Raw genomic sequence first — 26181 nt, 5'->3', positions numbered from 1 at the left:
TCAAATTACGGCAAATTGCGTAATGGTTAGCAATTATTGTTGCGCAGTGGTATCAGGCGGTGCAATAATACCGCTATCGGCCGGTGCGCTTGTGCTATCACTTACTGATGAGGTATCAACCCTTATACGTGGTGACGGACACATGTAAGTTTTAGTTATTTTAGACCAAGGTTTAGGAAAAGGACCATAGGTGTAGCCCGATGTAGGATCAGAATAAACCTTTTCCATAAATGAACCAAAAATAGGTAGCGCAGTATGTGATCCTTCACCTGTTTCAGATGAATTAAAGTGTACACTACGGTCATCGGCACCAACCCAAATTCCTGTTATTAAATCTTTGGTTATACCCATGTACCATCCGTCCACATAATCAGATGAGGTTCCGGTTTTGCCTCCAATTTGATTACTGGCTTTTTTCCACAAAATTGGATATTCCCATAGTGCTTGTGAGGTGCCGCCCGGTTCTTCCATGCCACCGCGGAACATATACAGCATTAGCCAGGCTGTTTCCTCACTGATAACGCGTGTGCTTTTAAGTCCGAATTCCTTTATAACGTTATCATTATGATCAGTAATTTTTGTAACTAAAAGCGGATCAATTCTTTCACCTTTATTCAAGAATGTACTGTAAGCCCTGACCATTTCGTAAACTGATACGTCATTTGATCCTAAAGATACTGAAGGAACGGCTTTCAGAGGACTTTCGATACCGCACTTGTGAGCGTATTCAACCACCTTATCCCAGCCAACTTCCTGCGTAATTTGTGCGGTAATTGAGTTTACCGATTTTCCCATGGCCCAGCGTAAAGACATTTCACGGTATGAGAAATGAAAGTCAGCGTTTTTAGGTTCCCAAACTTCAGGCTTGCCGTTATCATCATATGAAATTGATACCGGTTTATCGGTGAACTTATCGCAAGGTGAGTGGCCGTTATCAATTGCAGTTAAATAAGCAAAAGGCTTGAACGTTGAGCCGGCTTGTCTTTTGGCCTGGTTAACGTGATCGTACTTAAAGTACTTGTTGTCAATTCCGCCAATCCAAACTTTTATTTTCCCGGTGGATGGCTCAATAGTCATCATGCCGGTATTTAGTAACTTGGTATAATAAATAATTGAGTCAGTTGTTGAAAAGGTAGTATCGCGTTCACCTTTCCAGGTAAAAACTTTCATTTGTTTAGGCTTATCAAAGTATTTGTTTATCTCAACTGTATCACCGTTATATTTCTTCTTCAACAAGCTGTAAATAGGCAACTTTTGCTTGGCTTTCCATAAAAAGTCGGGTATTTCATTGCCCTTTGAATCGCGCCATGGATTTTTGCCCCGCCATACATTATAAAACCTGCGCTGCAGCATTTTCATTTTTTCGGCGACAGCCTCCTCTGCAAAACCCTGTAACTTTGAATCAATAGTGGTATAAATTTTTAATCCGTCTTCATACAAATCGTAGTCGTTTTCTTTTAGCCACTTATCAAGCCACTTTTCAACCGCCCTGCGTAAGTAAGAGTCACTCTGCCCCACCTCTTCAATGTGGCTTAAATCAAGCCCTATTGGCTGTTTAATGTTAACATCATACTCAGCCTTTTTCAGGTAGCCGTATTTTTCCATTTGCCCTAACACTACGTTGCGGCGTTCAACCGCTTTACCAGGATAACGTATAGGGTTGTAGGTTGATGTTGCCTTAAGCATACCAATTAACAGTGCGGCTTCGGCAGCATTAACTTGCTGAGGGTTTTTGTTAAAATACTTTAAAGTAGCGGTTTTTATACCAAACGAGTTGTTACCAAATGTTACCGTGTTAAAATACATGGTAAGTATTTGTTGCTTGTTATAAAGGTGTTCAATTTTAAATGCGGTAAGCCACTCCTTAAACTTAAAGGCCACGGTACGTACCAGCGGAATATGCCTGATGAAACCTTGAGCCTTGCGTTTACGGGTTTTAAAAAGGTTTTTGGCGAGTTGTTGCGTTATAGTACTGGCGCCGCGCCTGTCGCCCGTGGCAGTAGATATTAAGCTGGTAAAAAAGCCATAATAGTCAACACCGCCATGTTTGTAAAATCTAACGTCTTCAGTAGCAACAAGGGCATGGATAAGATTTGGCGAGAGATCTTTGTACTCGATAGGCGAGCGGTTCTCCTTGTAAAACTTGGCAAGCAGTTTCCCGTCGGCGGTATAAACTTCTGATGATAATGATAGGGTAGGGTCTTTAATATCCTGTAAACTTGGCGAGTAGCCAAATATTCCGAACAGGTTTAACTCTATGGAGCAGAAGAATATAATGACGAAATATATAAATATCAGAAGGTAACGCAGTATAGGATTGCGGACACGTTTAAACATTGGCTAAAATTGTAAGTTATATAGTAACATAAAGCCACCAAACAATACCAATAACGGTAATATGTGTTGTAAATTTTATGCTAACATCGCACAAAGCTATTTTAATCATGCAAAATATAACTAACAATTTTAAAATTACCGGTAATAAGAAAATTTCTCTTAACAATTTCGATACAGATTATACTGCTGATGTAAAAAAAGAAGATGCAAAAGCAATTTTAAAAGCGTTGGTTAAAGAAACAGCCGATTTACAGGATAAGCTATACGCAGCCAATAAATACAGCCTGCTGCTTATATTTCAGGCTATGGATGCAGCCGGTAAAGATGGAGCTATAAAGCACACGATGTCGGGCATAAATCCGCAAGGGTGCCAGGTTTATAGTTTTAAGCAGCCAAGTACTGAGGAGTACAACCATGATTTTTTATGGCGCCACAGTAAAGCTTTACCCGAGCGCGGTCGTATAGGCATTCACAACCGGTCGCATTATGAAAATGTACTGGTTAGCAAGGTACATCCAGAAAATGTTCTGAAAGAGAATTTGCCTGATATACATAAGGTTGAGGATATTGACGATAAGTTTTGGAACGAGCGTTATAAGGGCATAAGAGCCTTTGAACGAAACCTGCATAACAACGGAACTGTAGTTATTAAATTCTTTCTGCACCTATCAAAAAAGGAACAGAAAAAGAGGTTTTTGCAACGTATCGACGATCCGTCAAAGAACTGGAAATTCAGTGCGGCTGATATAAAAGAGCGGGGATACTGGAAGGATTACATGGAGGCCTATGAACAAGCCATAAGCGAAACTGCCAATGATGATGCTCCATGGTATATTATACCGGCTGATAAAAAGTGGTTTTCACGCATAGCTATATCAAGCGTAATTGTGGAAACGCTAAAAAGCTTAGACTTGCAATACCCGGTGTTGCCAAAGGACGAAGCCGACCGTTTGCAACAAAGCAAGGAACAACTAATGGGCGAATAATTAATTAAGATCTATTAATGCAGAGTCACCAAGGGAAACCTCTTTGGTGATTAAGTCGGCGATGCTGGTTTCAGAAAGTATTTTTAGCGTCGCATCTCTGATGTCCATAAACATACTTCTGATACCGCAGGTCGACTCATTGTGGCATTCTTCGCAACGGTGATAAAAGTTAAGGCTCACGCATGGTACCATTGCAATGGGCCCATCGGTAATGCGAAGTATACTTACCAAAAATATGTCTTTAGGGTCTTTGTTTATGGCGTAGCCGCCACCAGCTCCTTTTTTACTGTACAAAAAGCCAGCTTTGCGTAATTCAAGCAGTATAACCTCAAGAAACTTTTTGGGTATTTTTTCCAGCTCTGCTATCTGGGCAATCTGCATCGGCGGATTGTCTTTGTTTTTTCCCAAAACAATCAGCGCCTTAATGGCATACTTGGTTTTCTTAGATAGCATAGTTAAAAGTGAGGTACAATTATAGGAAAAAATGCAGCCAAATAAAAAATTGACCGTTGCAAGCAAATCTTTGGTTTAAATATCACCTTAAAGCCATGTATGAATACAGTAGTCTCCTAAACATTTTATAAGACGATTGATATACATCAAAATAGCAGCAAGATCTACTAAAATTATGGATTATTTGCCAAACAAAATATTATTCTTTAATTTTTTGTACCATGATTACAATTAAACCGCCTAATATGGCTATAAAGCCAAAAGACCAGCGCAGGCCAACCGCTTGTGCAACGTAGCCAACAAATGGCGGTACAAGTAAGAAACCGAAATAACCTATAGTAGAAATAGAAGCTATAGCGGCCCCGCTACTTAACGTGGCCGATTTACCTGCAATGCTAAAAACCAGCGGTACAACACAGGCAACCCCAAGGCCCACAAGCATAAAGCCTATAGCGGCAGGTATAGCGTAAGGGACTAATACGGCAAGCAGCAGCCCGGCAAATATAAACCAACCACTATAGTTAAGCATGTTTTTGATGCCAATGCGCGTAACAACCTTATCGCCAACAAAACGCGCTATGGTCATGGCAACCATGTAGCCTACAAAAGCGGCTGTTGCCGTGGCCTTGCCTGTGTTAATGGCTTTTTCAAAGTAAATGGCACTCCAATCGTACATGGTGTTTTCGCAAGCCATGCAGGCAAAGCAGATAACTGCAAACTTAAGCATGTGCTTATCGGGCAGTATTAAAAATGGTTTACGTTCAACAGGCTTTGGTTTCTGGTGAAATGTTGATGGATAGTAATATATTGAAGCCGCACAAAGCAGTAAACTTACAGCGCCAAGATGATAAAGTAAACCGATATTAAAGCTTACCATTATATATCCAACGGCAGCACCCGCAAAACCGGCCATGCTCCAAATACCATGAAAGGTTGTGATTATAGACTTTGGATAGAGTGATTGTACACCTACGGATTGTGCGTTAACAGATAAATTAAGCAAATTTCGGCCTGAGCCAAGTGCAAACAATATTACGGCAAATTGCCAAACTGTAGTGGCAAGCCCCAAAAACAGCAGTACGGCGTTAAATAGCAACGCGCCAAACATCATTATACTGCGGCTGGTGTAGTGGCTAAGCAGTCGGCCGGTAACGGGCATAGTTGCCATGAGGCCAATTGGAAGTGCAAAAAGTAATGAACCTAACTGAGCTTCATTCAAATGCAAATCATGCTGTACACTTGGTATACGCGACGCCCATGATGAATAACCAAAACCTGAAATAAAAAAGAAGACTGCACACCCTATGCGTAAATCACGAGGCGATTTGTTGACGAACTCTGCCATGCGCCGCAAAAATAAGCATTAAAGCGGCTTCTTTGGCCTTTACTTCCTTTTAACTGATGAATCCCGGATTATTATTTCGGATTTTTGCATGATTTTTTTTGCAGGTTGAGCAGCTGCTGACGCGTTGTTTATGCGGTCAATAAGAATACGGGCAGCCTCTTCGCCCATTATATCGCCCCTGTAATTTACGGTTGTTAAATTTGGTTCAATTATACTTGCTTCAGTATCGTTGTTAAACCCGGCAAAGGCAATATCCTGAGGTATGCGTATGCCAAATTTTTTCGTCTCCTGCATGCAGCCTACGGCGCAGGCATCATTAGTAACAAAAACAGCATCAGGCCGCTCTTCCATATTCATTATTTGATGGGCGGCATCAATCCCAGCATTCATGGTAAGGTCTGTCTTAATAACTAAGCTTTCATTAAAAGGTATATTATAATCTTCCAATGCCTTTTTATAGCCGGTAAACCTATCGGCTGCTACACTACTTATTTTAAATGCAGTAATATGCGCAATGCGTTTACAGCCCTGTGTAATTAAGTGCTCGGTAATATCATAAGCAGCCTTTACATTGTCTATCTCAATACCCGGGCATTTAGGGTGCGGCCAAACACGGTCAAAATATACCAGCGGTATTCCGCGTTTTACAAAACTTTCAAAATGGTCGGCATTCTCCGTTTCATAAGCTAAAGATACCAGCAACCCATCAACCCGGTTATTGTACATAGCCTGCGCTATGTTAATTTCTTTGCTAACATTATCAAGGGATTGACTGATGATTAGATTATAGCCTGCCTCACTGAGCACTTTCTCAGCACCGGCAATAACGTTTGACATGAAGCTGCTGTTGAGGTTACCTACTATAATGCCAATGATATTACTTTTACGCTTACGCAGGTTACTGGCCATTTGGTTTGAGCGGTATCCCATGCTTTTTGCCGCCTCCTGCACCTTCGCTTTGGTATTAATATTTACCGAGGGGTGATCCATTAACGCACGGCTTACAGTAGCCGCTGAAATATTTAAAGCTTTGGCAATGTCGTATATCGTAATTTCTTTATCAGGGATACTCATTTCATTAAATCCATTGTTATTGATAATGTAAATGTAGCGTTTATAGTTGTATAATAAATTTACGGTTTGCTGGATGCATACGTATTGTAGGCCTGGTGGTTGATATACTGTAAAACAGAAAAAGCCGCCATGAAGGCAGCTTTTTCTGTTTTAGGATAGCGGATTTGTTTATCCTTTACGCTGTATAGCCTTTTGTGCTGCCTCAACAATGGCAGGTGCATTAAGCTTATATTTTTGCATCAGTTGCTCTGGTGTACCTGATTCGCCAAATGAATCATTAACTGCTACGTACTCTTGTGGTGCCGGCAGGTTTTTGATTAATACCTGTGCAACCGAATCACCTAAACCACCTAAGCGGTTGTGCTCTTCGGCTGTTACCACGCAACGTGTTTTGCTAACTGATTTTAAAATGGCTTCTTCATCCAAAGGTTTGATGGTGTGTATGTTAATAATCTCAGCTGAAATACCCATAGCTTCCAGTTGCTCACCTGCTTGTATAGCCTCCCAAACCAGGTGGCCGGTTGCAATAATGGTAACATCAGTACCTTCGCTAACCATCCAGGCCTTGCCAATTTCAAAAACCTGATCGGCAGGGGTGAAAATAGGAACTACCGGGCGACCGAAACGCAAGTAAACCGGGCCATGATGCTCGGCAATGGCAATTGTAGCTGCTTTGGTTTGGTTATAATCACAAGGGTTAATAACGGTCATGCCCGGAAGCATTTTCATCATACCCAAATCTTCCAGTATCTGGTGGGTTGCACCATCTTCGCCCAAGGTTAAACCGGCGTGTGAAGCACAAATTTTAACGTTTTTATCAGAATAGGCTATTGATTGACGAATTTGATCGTAAACGCGGCCGGTTGAAAAGTTAGCAAAAGTACCGGTGAATGGAACATGGCCGCCAATTGTCATACCGGCTGCAATACCCATCATGTTAGCTTCGGCAATACCTACCTGTACAAAACGTTCAGGGAATGCATTGATAAAATCCTGCATTTTAAGTGAGCCTACCAAATCGGCACATAGGGCAACAACTTTAGGGTTGCGTTTACCAGCCTCAAGCAAACCTGCTCCAAAGCCCGAACGCGTATCTTTTTTCTCTGTATATGTATACTTGGTCACTGTTTTATTATTAAGTGATTGAGTTATTCAGTTAATTTTTGTTGGAAACAAGAATCAGGAATTGAAAACTTTATTTTCCACTCCTGGCTCTATTCTTAATAGTCTCCTAAAGTTTCCTGCAATTGATCTAACGCCTGCTGTAACTGGGCATCGTTAGGTGCAACGCCGTGCCATTTGTGGCTGCCCATCATGAAATCAACGCCGGCACCCATTTCGGTTTGCATTAATATCATTACCGGTTTGCCTTTACCGCTAAGGCCAATAGCTTTTTGCAGTCCTTCAACAACCAAGGCCATGTCATTTCCCTGCATTTCCATAACTTCCCAACCAAACGCTTCAAACTTAGCGCGCAGGTCGCCTAATGATAATACTACTTTGGTAGGGCCATCAATTTGCTGACCATTAACGTCAACTGTAGCAATAAGGTTGTCAACACGATTATGTGGAGCAAACATTGCTGCTTCCCAAATTTGACCTTCCTGCAATTCGCCATCACCATGAAGGGTGAACACCAGGCGGTCATCACCGTTAAGTTTTTTACTCAACGCAGCACCAATACCAACCGATAGGCCCTGGCCTAATGACCCGGATGCCATGCGAATGCCTGGCAAACCTTCGTGCGTAGTAGGGTGGCCTTGCAGCCTTGAATCTAACTTACGAAAAGTTCCTAATTCTGCTTTGTCAAAGTAACTGGCGTGGGCCAGTACCGAATAGAAAACAGGAGATATATGTCCGTTTGATAAAAAGAAAAGGTCTTCGCCAACGCCATCCATGTTAAAAGACGGATCGTTTTTCATGATTGAAAAATATAAGGCTACCAAATAATCGGTACAGCCTAGTGAGCCTCCCGGGTGGCCGCTTTGACAGCCGTGCACCATGCGCACAACATCGCGGCGTACTTGTGAGGCAATATTTTTAAGCTCTGAAATATCTTGTGTCATTTTTAGTATTAGTTGATTGATGTTAGTTTATAGTTGATGGTTCATAGTTTATAGCCGGGGCCTGAGCTGCCATGAACTATTGACTATGAACCATAAACTCAAAGTTATTTAACCGGCTCAACGCCCGCTGCAGCAGCTTTAGCATGATCTGCCAGGAACTGAGCCAGGCCGTTGTCAGTTAACGGGTGTTTTAACAAAGCAGTTATAGCACTAAGTGGGCCGGTGATAACATCGGCACCAATTTTAGCACAATTAATGATGTGCATAGCATGACGAACTGATGCTGCAAGAATTTGAGTTTCGTACCCGTAGTTATCATATATCAAACGGATATCTTCAATCAAAGTTAAACCATCTGTTGATACGTCATCTAAACGGCCAATAAACGGTGATACGTATGTAGCACCAGCTTTAGCAGCCAATAACGCCTGACCAGCCGAAAATACCAGTGTGCAATTAGTTTTAATACCTTGCTGGGTAAAGTATTTAATGGCTTTAACACCATCTTTAATCATGGGCACTTTTACAACAATGCGTTCGTGCAGCTCGGCCAAAGCCAAACCTTCGGCAACCATTTCATCATAGGTAGTTGCAATTACTTCTGCGCTAACATCACCATCGGTAATATCGCATATAGCTTTATAATGAGCAATTACATTTTCATGGCCGGTAATACCTTCTTTAGCCATGAGTGATGGGTTAGTGGTTACACCGTCTAAAATCCCCATGTCATGGGCTTCGCTAATTTGAGACAGGTTGGCCGTGTCGATAAAAAACTTCATAATTAATGGTATGTATTGAATTAAATGTCAGAATAACACTTATTTTAAATTTGTTAAAGCTAAAGAATGCGGCGTAAAAATGCAATTAATTTTTGGCGTTACCTAAATATTTTCTGCAATCGATTGCGTAGTGTGTTGTTTGTATTTCCACATAATCATGAACATTTTAGAAAGCTTCACCCAATCCAAAACGTATTGATGAGAAACCTTTACTCATGCCATAGTCAATGGCAATATTGGTATTTGAGGCCTTGTTAACCTTAATGCGTAAACCGCCACCCGCCGCCGGGTGAAAGTAGTTGAACTGCCGGGTATCAGGCTCATTCACGGTAGTTACGTTTGCAAATAGCACAAAGCCAAGCAAGCCGTTACGTGTAATGCTGCGACGATACTCAGCTTCGGTGTACCATAATGCTTGTCCGCGATAACGGTTTTGTTCCAAACCCCGGCCTGATGTATTATAAAAATCCCAACCCACAGCCGGCAAACTAAGATAAGGAGTGCCACGGTCTAACGTTGTCCAGAAATAAGTCCAGAAAGCAAGGGTGTTTTGGCGCGATGGTTTGGTTTCATCAAGTGCAATGTACTTTCTTACGTCGGCATAAAGTGATGACCACGGCCTGGTGCTGCCAAGTAAGGTTGAATTGTAGCGATAAACTAAATTAGCATAACAGCCGGGTAGAGGATTGATTGAATTATTGCGGGTGTCATACAGTAAATTAAGAGTTACACCTGATGAAAATGAGTTTTGACCTTGCGCAGTTCCAAATATGTAGCCTGATGCATCGTCAAGTTCGGGCGCATCATGATTGGTTTTTATGCGCATGTGGTAATCGAGATTATAACCTACGCCTGCAAAAAAATAAGGTTTAATGCGCCTAAGTAAACTTTGATAAAAACGAATATACTTGTAATCAACGCGCATACGCGCACTTTCGGGGGTGCCGCCGCCAAGACCCCAGGTGTCTTGCGGATAAACCAAAAAACGCGTGTCGCCCGCTATGTACCATTTGTTATCGTTTAGCCAAACACTTGAGCGTAATGGTAAGCCAAACCTGCCGTTGAGGTTAAAGTATGGAGTAAAGCTGATATTTGAAATATTGGTAGTTTGCTCGTTACCCATGTAAAAGCTGGCTGTGGTAGAGGTAACAAACATTTTTCCTCCACCGCTCGGCAATGCTGATGCTGTGGGTAAAAATGAGAAATACACTTTGTCCTCTTTTTGATCAAGCTTTATATCATTGCGTTTAGTTTTTGGTTTAAACACAGTTCTGAAAACGTCAATCAAATCTTTTTGACCCGTTGTGTCAATGTTTTTTTGCTTAAAGGTTGATACTATAGTACTAGTGTCTTGAGCTACCAGTAAAGCCGGAGCAAGCAACAGTATCCATAGAATCAATAATTTATTTAGGGCCATCAATATTTAAGCAAGTAACGAGTCAGTATTGCAAATTGTAATTAACAAATTATAAGCCAATATTGCAATAGTATGACATTAAATGTTTAACGTGAATGAGTAACTAAAAGTTATATAAGAGCAACCTTATAACCAAAAAAGGTGCAATGCAGCTGCATTACACCTTTTTGCTCGTTCAAACCTGAATGGACTATAGTCTTCCGGGATGATAATTTTTTTTGCTACGATATGCTTTGCGGTTGGCTCTTGCACGCTTTTCTTTTGCCCTGCGGCTTTCATTGCCTATTATGTAACCGCCACCGGCACCAACAGCTCCGCCTATTATTGCTCCTTTAGCGTTGCCCCCAATTAGTCCTCCTGCTACAGCGCCACCTGCGCCGCCAATAATAGCACCTTTAGCTTGTGAACTCATCCCTTTTTTGCGCTTTTGAGCAAATGATGAATTGGTAGCACTAATGATTATTGTTAGTATAAGGCTGAATAAAAATAGCGTCTTCTTCATGGTAGTGTATAGTTGTGTTTATGCATTACTTTACAAATTGTAAGCCAACTTTACTTGTTACACCTCAAGTAAGTAGTAGGGGCATTGGTAACCGGCTTTGCTTAACACCTGTTTAGCAACGTTAAAAACCTTGATGTCACTGTTACTTATTGAACCTTCAAGCGTACCTGCATGAGCATGGCCATGAAAAGCGGCAGTTACATTGTTTCTGATCAGCGGCTCGGCTAAACGTGATGAACCCAGGAATGGATAAATTTCAGGCGGCTCGCCAACTACTGTAGCTTTAATAGGCGAATAATGTAAAACGGCTATCTTTTTATTAACCTGAAACTCACTATCGAGTTTGTTTAGCGCACGCTCTAAGTGTAATGCTTCATCTACAGCTTCCTGAACATAAGCCTTGTTGGCGTCTTCGCCAAACATGGTAAGCAGGTAACGATCAAAACCACCGCCAAAACCTTTTACACCCGCAAAACCAACACCACCAATTACAATAGCTTCTCCATCAAGTACGTGTACGTTTGTACTTTGTATAGCTTGCCTTATAAGTTTATGTCGGCCTTTTTCGTAATCATGGTTGCCAAGCACGCAAACTACCGGTATGGTGCAGGCATGTAGTTCAGCCGCCAGTATAGCCGCTTCGTCTTCATCACCTGTATCAGTCAAATCACCGCAAATAATCAGTACATCTGCATTAGCCGATACTTCTTTAAAGTAACTTACCCATTTTCCTTTGTCAGTTTCTTTAACATGTATGTCTCCAACGGCAGCTATGCGGGTTACTTTTTTATCGTCCATAATTCATTAAACGGTTTTAATGGTGTATGATTTATAGTCCCAATCTTTTACATCGACACTGTATTGTGTTTGGTCAATCATTGGGCCACGACAAACTTTCTCTTCGGGTGAAGGCAAGTCAAACTGTTCGGCCGCGCGGCGTAGCAATTCATCATAAAGCCAGCGTGGTATTATGTTTTGATAATCGGCGGGGTAAACAAATTGAAAATTAATCAGCTGACCTAAAAGCAACTGCCAGTGCTGATCGAGCCTGAAAAGTAAATGGTGCCAGTCTAAATTTTTTCCGTACTGTACCAGTAAGTGGTTCAAATCTGCTCCATCATACCTTTCGCGGTTTTGTACGTATATTTTACTCCATATTAACTCCTCAGGACCGAGCAGTTTTACATCCCTGTCAAAAAAGCTCGCATCAACTGCACGCTCTATCCAGGTATCGTCAACTTTGCAAATGTTGTTTACGGTATCAAATATTAAATCGATGAAGTATTCGCCTTTGAAAATTTTGGCCAACCAGCGTGCGTCAGTAAATTGGGTTTCATATCCTAAATCGCCAAAGTATTTCATTATCCGCGGGCAATCAACTGATTTGCAGTATACATCAAGGTCTTTTGTATCGCGGTAAATTCCTGTGTAATGAAATATGGCAAATGCACCGCCAAGCATATATTCTATGCCGCTGTCTCTTAAATGGTCAAGAGCTTCCTGGTAAAATGCTATGCAATCTTCATCGTCGTTAATTCTCATTTCTAGGTATTTGTTAAACAGTACTGCGCTATTGAATACTGCATTCTCTTTAACATAACCTTAATACAATACTTAGTGTTTTACAGTTAATACCCTATTTGCTCAAATTGAATTGTTTTGATAAACAAAAAAGCGACTTGTGGCTTCACAAATCGCTTTTTATAACTTAATAACTAAGCTTATTTATCGGGTGTTCCGCGTTCACCTAATTGCTTTATCAATTCTTCGGTAAATTCACGCTCACTTTGAAAAACGCGGTTAACTTTATCAGGGGGCAATATTTTTAAAAACTCCTTTGTATAATGTTTTTTGGCATCAACCAATTGCTGATCGTATTCCAGGTCTTTCTGAATCTGATCTTTTGACTTGTTAAGGCGGTTTTGCAGTTTGGCTTTACGTATAGAATTTACTTCTTCTTTATACTCACGATAAACCGGCCAAAACTTGGCTTTCTCATCATTACTCAGCTTAATTTGAGTTTCAATATATCCCTCGCGTATGAGGTTGAGTTTTTTTGATGGCGCCGATGTGCTTCTGAAAGATGCCGGTGGCTGGCTAAACACCTCATAACCGGCAAAAATCATCAACGTAAACAATAAATATTTCAATAGTAACTTCATCTTAATTAATTATTGCAAATCAACATAATCCTGTATGGCCGCTCTTAAAGCGTTACTGTCTATCTGCGTGCCGTCGGCAATTACTCTATGCTCTGTTTCGGTAGCTTCGGTTTGTGTTTCCAAAAAGTTTCTGATATCATCAGAAGGTATCTCTGAAAGTTCTTGATGCAGGTACGACTGTCCGTGTGATTTTAACAAAGGCGCGTCGCTAAAATATAGTGCAGCACCCGCTATAATGGCAAAACAAGCAGCTGAGGCATATTTAAATGCTGCAGTTGATACCAGCTTGCGAACTACACCAACCGGCCTAGATGGCATTTGAATAACTTTAGCTTCACTCTCGCCGGTAGTTTGGCTTATTATGCTTTGCTGTAAAGTGTCAAAATATCCGGCAGGAACTTCAAAAGCATTATGTTGAGGCTCGGTAGCTTCTTCTAAAGCAATGCGGCTTAAAATGCTGTCGCTTAAATTTTCAAAGTAACCTTGTGGTACCTCAAAGCCTTCATTTTCACCAGCAAAAGCCTCTTCAATTACTAAACGACTTTGAATATTACTGTTTAGTTTTTCAAAATAGCCTTGCGGTACGGTAAACGCTTCTTGGCTTGCATCTGTAGCTTCTTCAATAGTAATGCGACTTTGAATATTAACTGCAAGTTCATCAAAGTAATTTGCCGGTACAGCAAATGCATTTGTTGTACCAGTAAGCGTTTCCTCAATTGCAATACGGCTTACAATATTATCGCCTAAAGCTGTGAAGTAATTTTCCGGAATTGTAAAACCACCGCTAATATCGCTCTGCTTAAATTGTTCTAAATGTACACCCGATATGATCCGCTCGCTCAAATCATTAAAGTACCCTGCAGGCACATCAAAAGCATTGCCTGGTTGAGGCAGCTTTTGGCGCCAGGAGTTGTCTTCCGGCAGGTCTTTATGTTCTATATCGATTTCCATATCCCTCATTAGATTAAAATGAAACTAAAAGGTTTAATGTATAAATGAAAAATTAATCGTTTGATAATAAGAATGCTTCGATTTTTTTTACTGCCAAATGGAAAGAAGCCTTTAAAGCTCCTACACTTGTACCAAGTATTTCTGAAATTTCTTCATACTTCATATCATCGTAGTATTTCATGTTAAATACCAGCCGTTGTTTATCGGGCAGGGTGAGCAACGCTTGTTGTAGCTTAAGCTGCACTTTGTCGCCGCTGAGGTAAGTGCTGTCGGCCAATGACTCTGACAACTCATACGACACGTCATCCAACGGGATGTTATTCTTTTGTTTCTTCTTATTTAAAAATGTAATGCACTCGTTAGTGGCAATCCGGTACATCCAGGTGTACAGTTGGGCATCGTTCCTGAAACCTGGCAGGTTTTTCCATATTTTTATGAATACATCTTGCACCAGGTCATCTGCATCGTCATGATCTATAACCATGCGGCGAACATGCCAGTATATTTTTTGCTGATACTTTTTAAGCAGCAAATTGAAAGCCTCATTTCGGGTACGTTCGTCCTGAAACTTGGCGAGTATCTCGGTATCACTAACGGATGCTGACATTTAAATATATATCTGTTGGATGGATGCTAAAGTGATAGGTTTAATACCAAAGCACTTTATTTTACAATAAAGCTAAGTTATAAAAATGTTTTAATTAACCTCACTATGCTTTCAACAGGTCAAGCACCTGTTGTGACGAGTTCTTTGTATCCACCTTTTCAATAACGTGGCTTATTACACCTTCGGGGTTTATAATAAATGTAGTACGCTGGGTGCCCATATACTTTTTACCGTACATGTTTTTTTCAACCCATACGCCATAGTCGTTTACAATTTTCTGTTCGGTATCGGCAATGAGTGTAAATGGTAAGCTGTATTTAGTTTCAAACTTTTTATGAGATTTTTCATCGTCAACGCTTACACCAATAACCTCATATCCTTGCGAACTAAGGTATTCATAATTGTCTCTGAAATCGCATGATTCGGCAGTGCAACCAGGGGTGTCATCTTTCGGATAAAAATATAAAATGACAGTTTTTCCTTTGTAATTGCCTAAAGATACCGTGTTACCATTTTGGTCTTTAGCTGAAAATTCAGGGGCTTTATCGCCTTGTTTTAAACTCGACATATTGTACAGTGTAAATGTTATTTATTAAATGTAGCTCTATATTGTGAAACGTTGTCTTTGGCATCGGTAACCGTTACTTCAAACTCATGTTTGCCTGCACTTAGGCTTTCATCAAAAGTATATTTGTATATACGTGTGCGGTAATCCTGGGTAAGTAAAATCCACTTGCCGTCAATTTTTGCAACTACCGATTTTAAGCCAGACAAATCATCACTGGCACGCAGCGAAATGCTTTTCGCTGCTGCTAAATTGGCTCCGTTACTAATGTTTATTGGAACTATACGCGGTGCGGTGGTATCAATCTTAATATAATAATCACCAAATACGGCTGGTTGTGCCTTTACGTAGCCATCTTCAAACTTTCCGCCTAAGCTGCCCCGCATAGTGTTTACAATAACTGCTTTGTTAGCCAGCGAGCCAATTGAAGCATCGGGCTTAATCCATAGATTAATGTGATCATGAATAGGAGTGAGGCGGTTATGTATACGATGTATTGCCGAGTACATTCCCGGCTTTTGTGGCAGGGTGCTGTACTTAAAATCCAGGTCATCATAAAGGTTGCCCGGCTCAACTACCACCTTAACCGCCGCGTTATTGAATTCATTACGTTGGTTGTATGAAAATTTAGTCCCTGAGTAAGTTGTCACGGGCTTATCCTTGGGGATGCTCGACTGCACCTTTAGTTTAAGTGTTGAAGTGTTACCTGCAACGTCTTTAACCAGGTATTCCACATCGTGCAATAGCGTATCACGGAAATTGATGATTCCCCGGTTTTCGTTTTGAGGATAAAGCGTAATACGGCTTCCGGGTGGAATAAAGCACTTTTGGATCCAGCGTTTGTATTGGATGAACTGCGGATAATCAATATAGCCATTTATAGCGTGGGTTTGATCAAATGCAAAGCGTTCCACGGCAAAAGTGTACACAGTGCGTCCGTCAAGCTTAAGCTCAACTGAGTAAATTCCATTACGGTTTGCTGAGGAATTATTGAGATCATTAGCCGTTAGCCCAAAACCTATCTCGCCGCTTAAGTTTAGCGTTTGTAATTTGGTAAGGCGATAGTTACCCGAAGCACCGGTTACAGCATAAGGCTCCCTGAACGTATTTTCACTAAAAGGTTTCCCATTCAAATGATAAACGCTAATACCGCTTATGCTTGGCGGAATGTTATCAGCTATGGTTAGCCCGAATAGTTGAGGGTTGATAGTTTCCTCGGTCAATGAGTCGCGGATTTCAAAATGGAGATGCGGACCGCCCGAAGCACCAGTATTGCCTGATATAGCAATAAGTTGACCCTTGGTTACCGGAAACTGAAAAGGCTGCAACTTAAAGTCAACCTCAAAGCTTTGATGCTCGTACTGATATTTGCGTACAGCAGCAGCAAGCTCGGGGGTAAGGTGATCAAGGTGAGCATATACACTGGTAAACCCGTTTGGATGGGTAAGGTATACAGCGTTACCAAAACCACCTAATTGTACCCGCAACCTTGATACGTAACCATACATGGCCGCATGCACCGGAAACCCGATTTGACGATTAGTTCTGAAATCGAGCCCGGAATGAAAGTGATTGGCGCGTAATTCACCAAAAGAACCGGCAGTGCTGGGTGTCAAATCAAGCGGATATTGAAAAACGCCTTTTTGATAAGTTTTAGTTTGTACAACCTCTTGCGCCCGGATGCTTTGTAAAGAGGCAAGACATCCGAGCAGGCAAAATAGCTTTTTTAGCATCAAGAATTATTTTACGTGAAAATCGAGTAATTTTTGTCCGTCGAGATAACCCTCTAAGTGGTCACCTTGTTTTACGGCCGATACACCTTCAGGTGTTCCGGTAAAAATTAAGTCGCCCTTTTTTAGCGTAATGTATTGTGACACAAACGCTATTAAGCGTTCAAATGAAAATAAAAGATCTTTAGTATTACCATCCTGGCGCGTTTGCCCGTTAATGTCAAGTTTGAGGTTTAAGTTGTACAGATCAGTAAATTGAGCTTTAGGCAAAAAGTTACTGATAGGGGCCGAATGATCAAAACCCTTGGCAAGCTCCCACGGTAAACCCTTCTCTTTGTGGCGTGCCTGTATATCACGAGCGGTAAAATCAATACCTAAACCAATTTCTTCGAAATAGTCGGCTGCAAACTTTTCATTAATGTATTTACCTTCCTTGCTAATTTTAAGCACCAGTTCTATTTCATGATGCACATCATTAGAAAACTCAGGTAAATAAAAAGGCTTGTTATCTTTTAAAATGGCAGTATCAGGCTTCATAAAAATAACCGGGGTAGTAGGTACCGGGTTATTCAGCTCTTTAGCATGTTCGGCGTAGTTGCGGCCAATGGCTATAATTTTCATAGTGTTTGAGTAAAAATCAAATCTATGAAATAATACAATTTACGGCCCAATATTATTTTAAAGCTCAGGTATATGTTTACTTGTATTTAATTATATGTTAAAATACGCTTTAGAGTTGATGAAACAAACGTTTGGTTAAGGTTAAATACTTGTTAAATATGCTAAATGCGCATTATTGGGACAATATAATTGTATATTGGTGCTCCCTTATTGTTGATTAATAAATATTGTGTTTTATGGCTGCAAAAGTATTGTGTTGCCCTAAGTGCAAAAAGCCGTTTAGTTACCGCGTTGCCCGCGCAAAGTGGATTAAGTCATTATTGTTTTTTCTTCCAATACGACGTTATTTTTGCAGCGCATGCTTTGCAAAAAGATATGTGCTTTACATAAATCCGTCAAGGTTTCAAAACACCCTGGAAAGCAGATAAGAAAAGGCGATTAAAGAACAGTTATACGGCGTATAACCGATTCGGTACCAACCATTACTCTTAAAAAGTAAAAGCCGCTGGTAAGGTTGCCGGGTAAAGGCGAGGTGAATTTTTTTTCGCCCGATTCAACCCTGTCTGAAAACAAGGTTGCAACATTGTTCCCTAAAACATCAACAATTTTAATGGTTACGTTTACATTGCGCGAAACCATGTACTTAACATTAATTTGATCAACAACCGTTGTTGGAAAAATTTGAACGTTGTTTAAAAGCTTATCAGTACTAACCGGAATGGTTGGCTTTATATTACTGTATGGCGATGGCTTAATTTGGGGCATGCTGCCCGGCGTTAAGCCGTTTTTTAAATAGGAGTTTTTAGCCGACCTAGTTTTACGTGCGTAAATGGTATCGGCTTTGGCATGGCTACCCAACCCTAAAGTAAAGGCAAAGTTTATGGATATTGCTGCTGCAATTAATGTTATCCATAAATAATTAAAAGTATATCTTTGCCCCATATTTACATTTGATACAAAGGTACTAATAAAACAGTAACCCGTTACAGTGTACAAAGTACATATTATAATTTTAACAATTTTTAACAAAATTGAATTATACGGGTTTGGTAATATAATTACTTGTTTATACAGGCATTCAAATGGTTAAGTGTAGAATGACCGTTTTCTTTTTTCAGTAAAATTTATACTTTAAAAGTGTCATCACATCATAAAGATCTGCAAAAGCTCACAGCTGCTGGGCTGCTTATCAGTTTAGGTATTATATACGGCGATATTGGTACCTCTCCCCTTTACGTATTCAAGGCTATTGTAGGCGGCCACCGCATTTCCGAAGCACTTGTTCTTGGAGGTGTTTCGTGTATTTTCTGGACGCTTACGCTGCAAACGACCATTAAATATGTAGTTATAACGCTGCAGGCAGATAATAAAGGGGAGGGCGGAATATTTTCGCTCTTTTCGCTGGTGAGGCGAAGGGCCAAATGGCTTATTGTTCCTGCGGTGTTAGGGGGCTGTGCGCTACTTGCCGATGGCATAATCACACCACCAATTACCATATCATCGGCCATTGAGGGCTTGCACACTGTTTATCCTAATTTGCCAACAATGAGCGTGGTTATAGCAATTATAGCCGGCTTGTTTTTCATACAGCAGTTTGGTACATCATTGGTAGGCAAGGCTTTTGGGCCTATCATGTTTTTATGGTTTACCATGATGGGCGTATTAGGTATAATATACATAACGCAAATGCCCTGGGTGTTTAAGGCACTTAACCCGTACTATGCGTATCATTTGTTAAGCACAGATCCGGCGGCGTTTACCATTTTGGGTGCCGTGTTTTTGTGTACAACAGGTGCCGAAGCGTTATATTCTGATCTTGGACATTGCGGCCGCTCCAATATCCGAATAAGCTGGATTTACGTAAAAACCTGCTTAATACTAAATTACCTGGGTCAGGCAGTTTGGCTAATGCAGCACGACGGCCAAATACTTGATTTGAATAAGCTTAATCCGTTTTATCAGATTATGCCGCAGCAATTTTTGATATTTGGGATTGGTATAGCTACGGTTGCTGCAATTATTGCCAGCCAGGCACTTATATCAGGCTCATACACACTTATATCTGAGGCTGTAAGGCTTAATCTTTGGCCTAAGGTTAAAATCAATTACCCATCTGAACAAAAGGGACAACTGTACGTACCCAGCATTAACTGGATTATGTGTGCCGGTTGTATTGGCGTGGTATTACTGTTTCAACACTCGGCCGAAATGGAGGCTGCTTATGGTTTGAGCATTACCGTTGCTATGTTAATGACAACCATTTTGGTTTCTAAGTTCTTAAAACGACGTAAAGTACCAGGTTATTTAATTAACCTGTTTTTAGCTATTTATTTACTTGTAGAAGGCATATTTTTATATGGAAACTTGCGCAAGTTTGTTGATGGCGGCTGGTTTACGCTCAGCATTGGCTTACTATTGTTTGGCGTAATGTGGAGCTGGCATACAGCAAGGCGCATACGCAACCGCTATGTTAAGTTTGTTGAAATTGAAGACTATTACGACATTCTTAAAGAGTTGAGTGACGATGATACAGTACCTAAATATTCATCGCAGTTAGTTTACTTAACCAGTGCAAACTTTAATTCTGAGGTTGAATCGAAAATTATATACTCCATACTTCAAAAGCAACCTAAAAGAGCAGACGTTTACTGGTTGGTACACGTTGACGTAATGGACGAGCCATACACCCGCGATTACGAGGTAGACTTTTTAGTGCCTAACAAGTTAATAAGAATCGACTTTAAACTTGGCTTTAGAGTAGAACAGCAGATAAATTTACTCTTCCGTAAGGTGGTTGAGGATTTGGTTAAAAAGGGCGAAGTTGATATTACCAGCCGTTACAAATCATTGAATAAGAGAAAAATCGTAGGCGACTTCCGTTTTGTGGTAATTGAGAAGGTGTTGTCACGTTCTCATAGTTTATCGTTTTACGAAAGGGTTATAATGGCGGTATATGCGCAACTGAAAAAAGTGAGTATATCTGAAGAGCGCGGTTTTGGTTTAGACCTAAGCTTCGTTACACTTGAAAAGGTGCCACTTATGCTTACCGATCCGGAAACGGTTGTTATTAATCGCGTTAGTTAAGCGGTTGTTTAAACTTTATAAGGAAGGCTGCCGTGCTTAATGCATGGCAGCCTTTTTTTGTGTCTTTACTTGCGCTTAAGTAAGCCTTTGCTCATGGCTTGTGAGTGCATAAACGGGCGATTATCCATAAATGTAATCCAAATAATTGTTGATATAGTACCCACTATTGAACCTGCTGTAACGTCTTCAAAAAAGTGCTGGCTTAAGTACATTCTTGAATAGGCCACGGCAATAGCCATTAGTAAAAATATAAATCCCCAGCGTTTGTTGACCGCAAAATATGAAAGCACCACTGCTGCCGAAAATGCCGTAACCGTATGGCCCGATGGAAAGCTGTTACTATGAAGTAAAGAAATCCCTTTTACAAAATGTATGTCGGCAAGCTCTTTTTCAAAGTAAACAACGGGGCGGGGGGCTTGTACTATGTGCTTTATAACTTGTACCGTAATACCGCTTACAGCAAAGCTGGTTATCAGCAACAGCGTTTTACGGTAGCTGAAAAGCAGCATTACAAGCGTGAGCGTCACTACCATGTATCCTTCGCCAAAATCGGTAACGTACGGAAACAGCCAGTCGCCCCAATTGCTGTGGCGTGTGTTAACGGCAAAGTAAATAGCCTCACGGGTATATGAAAGTTTAATTACAAGGCAAGCAATAAGGATGATAAGGTATGGTAAAAAGAATAATCTTATCTGTCGTAAAACGTCGGTAATGCGGGTGTTCATGGTACAAATTAAATACAATATCTGTATTAACGTTAAAAAATGGTTATGTTTGATACTGCTAACGTTTAAACATTCCAATGTCGAAAAGTATATTTCGAAAAAAATCCCTTGACAGAATTCTGGCCGACGTGCAGAGCGGTTTTAGTGACAGTGAACATACCGGCGGAACCCACCTTAAAAAAGAACTTCGTACTAAAGATTTAACCCTTATGGGTATAGCCGCAGTTGTTGGCGCGGGAATATTCTCAACAATTGGCGAAGCATCATTTCATGGCGGACCCGGTGTAGCCATACTTTTTGTACTTACTGCTATAACATGTGGTTTTTCGGCAATGTGTTACGCTGAGTTTGCCTCACGTATACCAGTTGCGGGAAGTGCCTACACATATGCCTACGCGTCGTTTGGTGAGCTTATTGCCTGGATAATTGGCTGGGATTTACTTATGGAGTATGCCATTGGTAACATTGCAGTGGCAATCTCATGGAGTGGTTATTTTGTAAACCTGCTGGAAGGCTTTAATATTCATATGCCCGAATATTTAACAATGGATTACTTTTCGGCTTTTAAGGCGCACGAAAAGCTTGCAGAGCTTACCGCAGGTGGTAAGGTAGCCGAGCTAACCGATCAAATTAAAACCGGGGCATTGGCCTGGGCAAGTGCTCCTTCAATTGGAGGCATAAAGCTTATTGCCAATATTCCAGCTTTAATTATTGTAGTGCTGATAACCTATTTGGTTTACATTGGCATACGCGAAACAAAAAAGGTTACCAACGCCATGGTGCTTTTAAAAATAGGCGTTGTACTGGCCGTAATTGTATTAGGCTTTTTTTATATAACTCCTGAAAACTGGCATCCGTTTATGCCTAACGGCTTTAAAGGAGTGATGAAAGGTGTTTCAGGGGTGTTTTTTGCCTACATAGGTTTTGATGCCATATCAACAACAGCCGAAGAATGTAAAGATCCTCAGCGCGACTTGCCTAAGGGTATGATTTATTCTTTAATTATTTGTACCATACTTTACGTGCTTATTGCGCTGGTATTAACAGGCATGGTTAGCTATAAAGACTTACAGGTAGGCGATCCGCTTGCATTTGTATTTGCCAAAGTTGGCCTTAATAAAATAAGCTATGTAATTTCGGTAAGTGCGGTAATTGCTACTGCAAGCGTGCTGCTAATATTTCAAATGGGGCAGCCACGTATTTGGATGAGCATGAGCCGCGATGGTTTGCTGCCGAAAGCATTTTCACGCATCCATCCAGTTTATCAAACGCCATCTTTTGCCACTATTATTACTGGTATTGTTGTGGCGGTACCAGCGTTATTTATGAATCTTACTGAGGTTACCGATTTAACAAGCATCGGTACTTTGTTTGCATTTGTACTGGTTTGCGGCGGTGTGCTACTATTGCCAAAAAATGAGGCAGGTGCAGGCAAATTCAGAATACCCTACATAAATGCTAAATGGATTGTGCCTGTTTTGTTTATTGCCGGCATTGTATTCTTTTGGAAACCTATGCTTGCAGTTTTTAGGGTCGAAAATAGGCACGAACAATTTCCATTCGCGTTGTTCATCATCTTATCGGCTACATTAACCGTACTTGCGTTTGTTAAAAATCTGTCGCTTATCCCGGTACTGGGTTTGTTAAGCTGCTTTTACCTCATGACTGAGTTGGGCTACACCAACTGGTTACGTTTTTTGGTATGGTTGATAATAGGTCTGGTTATTTATTTCAGCTACAGCTACAAAAACAGCCGTTTAGGTAAAGAGCTTAATCAGGCAGCACTATAAGTTTACAGCGAAGCCTTTTCTACTTGTTTGGGAAGTAATTGTCGGGCTGCATCAAGAATTTGCGCAGGTGAAGGTAATGGAACCGGCTGGCTGTAAAGCTTCCGATCTAAAAATCTGATTACTTCATTTTTGCTTTTAAGGTGTTGAGGAACGCTGAATTCTAAAATAGCTGCAGGCGTATTCCATGGAGTATGCTGCGGGTTAGTTTGTGCGTATAGTACTATGGTAGGCGTTTTAAACGCGGCTGCAATATGTATGGTTCCTGTATTAACAGATATTAATAGCGGTGAATGTTCAACAAGGCAAATGAACTCATTTAGCGGCAACAAACCAGCTACAGAAAATGAACCTGCTCCAATAGACTCTTGCAGATCATCGGTCATCGCTTTTTCTGACGATGCACCTGTCAGTAAAACCTGATATCCTAATTCTACCAGTTCTTTGCCCACTAATGCCCACTCATGCAGAGGATATTGACGCTTAAGCTCGCTAACGCCTGCATGCAATATTACCCAAGGCTTTTGAAGTTCGATGTTATAGGCTTGCAGCTTTTGAGTGAGATCAGAAAAATTGTGATCGCTCAGTAGACTTAAAACATTGTTGTTTGTGTAAGCACCAACATGCGCAACTAAATCTAAATCACGTTGAACCTGGTGCTTAATACCGTCATAGGGTTCTTTATCGGGTACCCAGCAATTAATTAGCTGGTAAGGATTTTCGCGGCAATAGGCCAGTACCTGAGGTATGCCGGCAAGGTAAGCCAGCATAGCGGTTGGTAGCGGATTTTGACTAAGTACGGTAAAAATTACAGCAGCATCAAAATTACCTTGTTTTATGGTTGCTACTACCTCATTGAGCATTTCGGGCTGTGGCGTATCAGCTGTTTTTACCCAAGGCAGATCGAAAATTATGGAGTCATCAATTTCGGGCATATGGGCGATAATATTTTTAGCCATGCCCGAAGTTAACACAGTGATATGAGCGTTGAATGTTTCTTTAAGCGCCCGAATGGCAGGTCCGCTCATAATAAGGTCGCCCATATTGTCGGGGCGAATCACCAGTATTTTCTTACAGTTTTGCCACTTCATGCAAGTTGGGTAGTGAGTATATCATTAGCAGCTTGGTTTATTGAACTGCATACAAAGCTTGGCGATCTCATTGGCCCTGCCAGCCATTCGGTTTCGTTACCGTTGTTAATCAAAACCGTTCTGCAGCCTGCTCTGTTCCCCGCTTCAACATCGTTTAGTATATCGCCAATCATCCATGATTCTGTCAAATCAATATTTAACTCACCGGCAGCTTTAATTAAAAGACCAGGCTCGGGTTTTCGGCAAGTACATGCTGTTGCAAATGCTGAATTTGCCTCGCTTACCGCCTCATGAGGGCAATAGTAAAAGCCGGATAAAGCCAAGCTAAACGGTTGAAGCAGTTCTTGTAAACGCGAATAAACACCATTTAATTCTGCTTCGGCAAATAACCCACGCGCCACGCCCGATTGATTGGAAATGATTACAAATAAGTATCCATCATCCCTTAAACGCTGCAGGCCTTCAATGGTATCATTACTTATGGTGATAAGGATGGGGTTAACGTTGTAAGGGATATCAGGTATTAACGTGCCGTCTTTATCTAAAAAAATGGCTTTATTCATTTAGGATTAAGCGTAGGTTTTTAAATAGTATATTTCACTAAGCAGCTGCCTGGCTTTTGCTCTGAGGCACAACAATATGGCGGCGTAAAATAGCCGGTTGCAACTTTTTGTATAAGCTGTTAATTTGCTTGGCAACCTCTGCCCAGGTAAATAAGTCATTTACCCGTTGCACTGCTTTAGCTCCTGCGTTGTAAAGCAGTGATTCATCATTTAAAACCTCAGCAAGTTTTGATGCCAATGCTTGCGGATCATGCGGAGGAACCAGCCAACCGGTTTCTCCATCGGCTACGCTATATTTAATGCCACCTACATCCGAACCAATTACGGGAGTGCCGCAGGCCATTGATTCCAGTGGGGTGATACCAAACGGTTCATACCATGGCGTGGTAATAAATACATCTGCAGCGGCGTAATAATATTTCAACTGATCGCGATTTTTACGCCCGGTAAAAATTACTGAATCTTGCAAATTCAAATCGCGAACTATATTCATCAAACGCGCATACTCCGGGCTTTCACTTTCGGTAAGCTGATCAGATTCGCCACCAACTATCACCAGTTTAACCGGTTTTGAGGCATTCTTTAACTTCGATAGAGCCTGTATAACGTTATCAACGCCTTTACGTGGAACCATACGTCCCAACTGTAAAATGATATGTTCATTTTGTGGAAGACCGGTAATTTTGCGCGCACATTCTTTATCGATTTGATAAAACTCCTGCGAGCTGAAACCGCATGGAACGATGCTCATTTTGTTGACAGGTGCGTTGTAGTATTGCATCAGGTCATCCATATCCTGCGGACATTCGGCAATTATATGATCGGCTTCCAAAACTGCCTGTTCTTCAATTGATAATCGCTCCTCAGGAAACTTATCCTTTTCGGCCTGATGAATTTTGCGTACATGGCCCAATGCATGAAAAGTAACAACAAAAGGAATATCCAATTCTTTTTTTATGCCCATAGCCACCAAAGCCGACATAAAGAAGTTGGCATGTACCAGCGAATAATGTAGTTGCTGATTAATGATAAAGGCAATCATATTGTCTTTAAACTCATCCATGTATTGCAAAATTTCTTCTTTTGCAATTACCGCTGCAGGGCCTGCCGTAACGTGAATTACCCTAACACCGCGCACCCAGTTAACAACTTCAGGAGTTGTCGTACTTTCCTGGCGCGTATAAATATCAACAAGATAACCCTGCGCTGCCAAATGCTTTGCAAGCTGGGCAACATAAACATTCTGACCGCCTGTATCAACACCTCCTAAGCTTGCTAACGGAGAAGCATGTTCGCTGATAAAGGCGATTTTTTTGTGCTGTAATTTCATAAG

Annotated in this window: 25 protein-coding genes; 3 read left to right on the top strand and 22 right to left on the bottom strand. The window is 41.0% G+C overall.

Annotation, left to right across the window (positions count from 1 at the left end; translation table 11 throughout):
* Positions 1–33 precede the first annotated feature (33 nt).
* Entirely contained in the window at positions 34–2337 is a 2304-nt protein-coding gene (locus GO816_RS18230) for a penicillin-binding protein 1A (RefSeq protein ID WP_157543391.1), read from the bottom strand.
* A gap of 107 nt (positions 2338–2444) precedes the next feature.
* On the opposite strand from GO816_RS18230, the gene GO816_RS18225 reads away from it, so the two are divergent.
* Complete coding sequence (locus GO816_RS18225) at positions 2445–3323, top strand: polyphosphate kinase 2 family protein (RefSeq protein ID WP_157543390.1); 879 nt, start codon at positions 2445–2447, stop codon at positions 3321–3323.
* Here the strand turns inward: GO816_RS18225 and GO816_RS18220 are convergent, their stop codons facing one another.
* The 17 genes from GO816_RS18220 to GO816_RS18140 form a co-directional block, all read right to left on the bottom strand.
* Complete coding sequence (locus GO816_RS18220; RefSeq protein ID WP_157543389.1) at positions 3324–3776, bottom strand: RrF2 family transcriptional regulator; 453 nt, start codon at positions 3774–3776, stop codon at positions 3324–3326.
* Positions 3777–3975: 199 nt separating this feature from the next.
* Positions 3976–5121, bottom strand: a complete 1146-nt coding sequence (locus tag GO816_RS18215) for an MFS transporter (RefSeq protein WP_157543388.1) — start codon at positions 5119–5121, stop codon at positions 3976–3978.
* A 39-nt stretch (positions 5122–5160) separates the two neighbouring features.
* Positions 5161–6195: a LacI family DNA-binding transcriptional regulator gene (locus GO816_RS18210; RefSeq protein WP_157543387.1), complete on the bottom strand. Its 1035-nt coding sequence runs from the start codon at positions 6193–6195 to the stop codon at positions 5161–5163.
* A 168-nt stretch (positions 6196–6363) separates the two neighbouring features.
* Complete coding sequence (locus GO816_RS18205; RefSeq protein WP_295767091.1) at positions 6364–7320, bottom strand: transketolase family protein; 957 nt, start codon at positions 7318–7320, stop codon at positions 6364–6366.
* Positions 7321–7415: 95 nt separating this feature from the next.
* The gene (locus tag GO816_RS18200; RefSeq protein ID WP_157543386.1) at positions 7416–8261 is read right to left on the bottom strand and encodes a transketolase; all 846 of its coding nucleotides are present in this window, start codon (positions 8259–8261) and stop codon (positions 7416–7418) included.
* 104 nt (positions 8262–8365) lie between these two features.
* Positions 8366–9043, bottom strand: a complete 678-nt coding sequence (fsa, locus tag GO816_RS18195) for a fructose-6-phosphate aldolase (protein ID WP_157543385.1) — start codon at positions 9041–9043, stop codon at positions 8366–8368.
* 166 nt (positions 9044–9209) lie between these two features.
* Positions 9210–10460, bottom strand: a complete 1251-nt coding sequence (locus tag GO816_RS18190) for a BamA/TamA family outer membrane protein (RefSeq protein ID WP_157543384.1) — start codon at positions 10458–10460, stop codon at positions 9210–9212.
* Positions 10461–10650: 190 nt separating this feature from the next.
* On the bottom strand, positions 10651–10962 hold the full coding sequence (locus tag GO816_RS18185; RefSeq protein ID WP_157543383.1) for a YMGG-like glycine zipper-containing protein: 312 nt from the start codon (positions 10960–10962) through the stop codon (positions 10651–10653).
* A gap of 57 nt (positions 10963–11019) precedes the next feature.
* Positions 11020–11760, bottom strand: a complete 741-nt coding sequence (locus tag GO816_RS18180) for a metallophosphoesterase family protein (RefSeq protein ID WP_157543382.1) — start codon at positions 11758–11760, stop codon at positions 11020–11022.
* A gap of 6 nt (positions 11761–11766) precedes the next feature.
* Positions 11767–12504, bottom strand: coding sequence for a nucleotidyltransferase (locus GO816_RS18175; RefSeq protein WP_157543381.1), 738 nt, complete (start codon positions 12502–12504; stop codon positions 11767–11769).
* 179 nt (positions 12505–12683) lie between these two features.
* Positions 12684–13124, bottom strand: a complete 441-nt coding sequence (locus tag GO816_RS18170) for a hypothetical protein (protein ID WP_157543380.1) — start codon at positions 13122–13124, stop codon at positions 12684–12686.
* Positions 13125–13133: 9 nt separating this feature from the next.
* Entirely contained in the window at positions 13134–14075 is a 942-nt protein-coding gene (locus GO816_RS18165; protein WP_157543379.1) for a hypothetical protein, read from the bottom strand.
* 52 nt (positions 14076–14127) lie between these two features.
* Entirely contained in the window at positions 14128–14682 is a 555-nt protein-coding gene (locus GO816_RS18160; protein WP_157543378.1) for an RNA polymerase sigma factor, read from the bottom strand.
* 103 nt (positions 14683–14785) lie between these two features.
* Positions 14786–15250 carry a thioredoxin-dependent thiol peroxidase gene (gene bcp / locus GO816_RS18155; protein WP_157543377.1) on the bottom strand — a complete coding sequence of 155 codons (465 nt, stop codon included), beginning with the start codon at positions 15248–15250 and terminating at the stop codon, positions 14786–14788.
* A gap of 17 nt (positions 15251–15267) precedes the next feature.
* Positions 15268–16980, bottom strand: a complete 1713-nt coding sequence (locus GO816_RS18150; protein ID WP_157543376.1) for a peptidoglycan DD-metalloendopeptidase family protein — start codon at positions 16978–16980, stop codon at positions 15268–15270.
* 6 nt (positions 16981–16986) lie between these two features.
* Positions 16987–17598 (bottom strand): fumarylacetoacetate hydrolase family protein, encoded by a 612-nt coding sequence (locus GO816_RS18145; protein ID WP_157543375.1) that lies wholly within the window; start codon positions 17596–17598, stop codon positions 16987–16989.
* A gap of 438 nt (positions 17599–18036) precedes the next feature.
* On the bottom strand, positions 18037–18540 hold the full coding sequence (locus tag GO816_RS18140; protein WP_157543374.1) for a T9SS type A sorting domain-containing protein: 504 nt from the start codon (positions 18538–18540) through the stop codon (positions 18037–18039).
* A gap of 195 nt (positions 18541–18735) precedes the next feature.
* Here GO816_RS18140 and GO816_RS18135 point away from each other — a divergent pair, with 195 nt between their 5' ends.
* Positions 18736–20682: a KUP/HAK/KT family potassium transporter gene (locus GO816_RS18135; protein WP_317163664.1), complete on the top strand. Its 1947-nt coding sequence runs from the start codon at positions 18736–18738 to the stop codon at positions 20680–20682.
* Between the two features lie 65 nt (positions 20683–20747).
* Here GO816_RS18135 and GO816_RS18130 read toward each other — a convergent pair whose 3' ends face one another.
* On the bottom strand, positions 20748–21407 hold the full coding sequence (locus tag GO816_RS18130) for a phosphatase PAP2 family protein (protein WP_157543373.1): 660 nt from the start codon (positions 21405–21407) through the stop codon (positions 20748–20750).
* Between the two features lie 77 nt (positions 21408–21484).
* On the opposite strand from GO816_RS18130, the gene GO816_RS18125 reads away from it, so the two are divergent.
* The gene (locus GO816_RS18125; RefSeq protein ID WP_157543372.1) at positions 21485–23197 is read left to right on the top strand and encodes an amino acid permease; all 1713 of its coding nucleotides are present in this window, start codon (positions 21485–21487) and stop codon (positions 23195–23197) included.
* 2 nt (positions 23198–23199) lie between these two features.
* Here the strand turns inward: GO816_RS18125 and GO816_RS18120 are convergent, their stop codons facing one another.
* From GO816_RS18120 to GO816_RS18110, 3 genes are read right to left on the bottom strand one after another with little or no spacing between them, the layout of a single operon-like run.
* Positions 23200–24285 carry a glycosyltransferase family 9 protein gene (locus GO816_RS18120; RefSeq protein ID WP_157543371.1) on the bottom strand — a complete coding sequence of 362 codons (1086 nt, stop codon included), beginning with the start codon at positions 24283–24285 and terminating at the stop codon, positions 23200–23202.
* A complete protein-coding gene (locus tag GO816_RS18115; RefSeq protein WP_157543370.1) occupies positions 24282–24848 on the bottom strand; it encodes a D-glycero-alpha-D-manno-heptose-1,7-bisphosphate 7-phosphatase in 567 nt (188 codons plus the stop codon). Before GO816_RS18115 ends, GO816_RS18120 begins: the two co-directional genes overlap by 4 nt.
* Positions 24849–24885: 37 nt before the next feature.
* Positions 24886–26178 carry a glycosyltransferase family 4 protein gene (locus GO816_RS18110; protein WP_157543369.1) on the bottom strand — a complete coding sequence of 431 codons (1293 nt, stop codon included), beginning with the start codon at positions 26176–26178 and terminating at the stop codon, positions 24886–24888.
* Between the last annotated feature and the right edge of the window lie 3 nt (positions 26179–26181).

The organism is Mucilaginibacter aquatilis (assembly GCF_009755275.1).
GTDB lineage: Bacteria > Bacteroidota > Bacteroidia > Sphingobacteriales > Sphingobacteriaceae > Mucilaginibacter > Mucilaginibacter aquatilis.
Note: the sequence above shows the minus strand (reverse complement) of the source record. Positions and strands in the feature narration are given on the sequence as shown.

What these genes read in the sequence shown, in the direction of transcription:
- GO816_RS18230 (WP_157543391.1), bottom strand. Translation starts at nt 2,337, where the DNA reads ATGTTTAAACGTGTCCGCAATCCTATACTGCGTTACCTTCTGATATTT.
- GO816_RS18225 (WP_157543390.1), top strand. Translation starts at nt 2,445, where the DNA reads ATGCAAAATATAACTAACAATTTTAAAATTACCGGTAATAAGAAAATT.
- GO816_RS18220 (WP_157543389.1), bottom strand. Translation starts at nt 3,776, where the DNA reads ATGCTATCTAAGAAAACCAAGTATGCCATTAAGGCGCTGATTGTTTTG.
- GO816_RS18215 (WP_157543388.1), bottom strand. Translation starts at nt 5,121, where the DNA reads ATGGCAGAGTTCGTCAACAAATCGCCTCGTGATTTACGCATAGGGTGT.
- GO816_RS18210 (WP_157543387.1), bottom strand. Translation starts at nt 6,195, where the DNA reads ATGAGTATCCCTGATAAAGAAATTACGATATACGACATTGCCAAAGCT.
- GO816_RS18200 (WP_157543386.1), bottom strand. Translation starts at nt 8,261, where the DNA reads ATGACACAAGATATTTCAGAGCTTAAAAATATTGCCTCACAAGTACGC.
- fsa (WP_157543385.1), bottom strand. Translation starts at nt 9,043, where the DNA reads ATGAAGTTTTTTATCGACACGGCCAACCTGTCTCAAATTAGCGAAGCC.
- GO816_RS18190 (WP_157543384.1), bottom strand. Translation starts at nt 10,460, where the DNA reads ATGGCCCTAAATAAATTATTGATTCTATGGATACTGTTGCTTGCTCCG.
- GO816_RS18185 (WP_157543383.1), bottom strand. Translation starts at nt 10,962, where the DNA reads ATGAAGAAGACGCTATTTTTATTCAGCCTTATACTAACAATAATCATT.
- GO816_RS18180 (WP_157543382.1), bottom strand. Translation starts at nt 11,760, where the DNA reads ATGGACGATAAAAAAGTAACCCGCATAGCTGCCGTTGGAGACATACAT.
- GO816_RS18175 (WP_157543381.1), bottom strand. Translation starts at nt 12,504, where the DNA reads ATGAGAATTAACGACGATGAAGATTGCATAGCATTTTACCAGGAAGCT.
- GO816_RS18170 (WP_157543380.1), bottom strand. Translation starts at nt 13,124, where the DNA reads ATGAAGTTACTATTGAAATATTTATTGTTTACGTTGATGATTTTTGCC.
- GO816_RS18165 (WP_157543379.1), bottom strand. Translation starts at nt 14,075, where the DNA reads ATGGAAATCGATATAGAACATAAAGACCTGCCGGAAGACAACTCCTGG.
- GO816_RS18160 (WP_157543378.1), bottom strand. Translation starts at nt 14,682, where the DNA reads ATGTCAGCATCCGTTAGTGATACCGAGATACTCGCCAAGTTTCAGGAC.
- bcp (WP_157543377.1), bottom strand. Translation starts at nt 15,250, where the DNA reads ATGTCGAGTTTAAAACAAGGCGATAAAGCCCCTGAATTTTCAGCTAAA.
- GO816_RS18150 (WP_157543376.1), bottom strand. Translation starts at nt 16,980, where the DNA reads ATGCTAAAAAAGCTATTTTGCCTGCTCGGATGTCTTGCCTCTTTACAA.
- GO816_RS18145 (WP_157543375.1), bottom strand. Translation starts at nt 17,598, where the DNA reads ATGAAAATTATAGCCATTGGCCGCAACTACGCCGAACATGCTAAAGAG.
- GO816_RS18140 (WP_157543374.1), bottom strand. Translation starts at nt 18,540, where the DNA reads ATGGGGCAAAGATATACTTTTAATTATTTATGGATAACATTAATTGCA.
- GO816_RS18130 (WP_157543373.1), bottom strand. Translation starts at nt 21,407, where the DNA reads ATGAACACCCGCATTACCGACGTTTTACGACAGATAAGATTATTCTTT.
- GO816_RS18125 (WP_157543372.1), top strand. Translation starts at nt 21,485, where the DNA reads ATGTCGAAAAGTATATTTCGAAAAAAATCCCTTGACAGAATTCTGGCC.
- GO816_RS18120 (WP_157543371.1), bottom strand. Translation starts at nt 24,285, where the DNA reads ATGAAGTGGCAAAACTGTAAGAAAATACTGGTGATTCGCCCCGACAAT.
- GO816_RS18115 (WP_157543370.1), bottom strand. Translation starts at nt 24,848, where the DNA reads ATGAATAAAGCCATTTTTTTAGATAAAGACGGCACGTTAATACCTGAT.
- GO816_RS18110 (WP_157543369.1), bottom strand. Translation starts at nt 26,178, where the DNA reads ATGAAATTACAGCACAAAAAAATCGCCTTTATCAGCGAACATGCTTCT.